This window comes from Mycobacterium sp. 1482292.6 (assembly GCF_001672995.1).
Classification (GTDB): domain Bacteria; phylum Actinomycetota; class Actinomycetes; order Mycobacteriales; family Mycobacteriaceae; genus Mycobacterium; species Mycobacterium europaeum_A.
On the sequence record NZ_LZKV01000132.1, the window covers coordinates 1 to 537 of the forward strand.

Annotated in this window: 1 pseudogene; it reads left to right on the plus strand. The window is 71.9% G+C overall.

Annotation, left to right across the window (positions count from 1 at the left end):
* Window positions 1-101 precede the first annotated feature (101 nt).
* Window positions 102-467 (plus strand): annotated as a pseudogene (locus A5624_RS13635) (thiol reductant ABC exporter subunit CydD); the annotation flags it as partial.
* Between the last annotated feature and the right edge of the window lie 70 nt (window positions 468-537).

A 537-nucleotide genomic window follows, 5' to 3' on the forward strand; every position in this document is an offset into this window, starting at 1 on the left:
AGGCGCGCGACCTGAGCAGTAGCGACCGCACCAACCGGGCACCGCTCGATCCGAGACTGTGGCGGGCCTCGGCGGCGTTGCGCCGTTACCTGGTGGCCGTGGTGGGCTGCGGTGTGCTGATCTCCGGCTGCGCGATCGGCTCGGCGATCGTGCTGGCGGGCATCGTCGCGCGCGTCGTCGGCGACACCTCCGCCCGGAGCCTGCATGGGTGGCTCGGCCCGCTGTCAATCCTGTTGGCGCTGTGGATGATCCGTGCGGTGACGCACTGGCTGCAGGCCCGCCTGGGGCAACGCGGAGCCAGCGCTGTCATCGCCGACCTGTCCGGTCAGGTGCTCACCGCAGTCACCGACCGGCAACCCCGTGACCTCGCGGCGCAACGCGACGCCGCCGCCGTCGTGGTCACCCGCGGCCTCGACGGTCTGCGCCCCTACTTCACCGGTTACCTGCCGACATTGCTGCTCGCCGCCGAGGCCCGCCACAGTCTCGGATCGAGCGGTGCCCGGTTGGTGCGGTCGCTACTGCTCAGGTCGCGCGCCT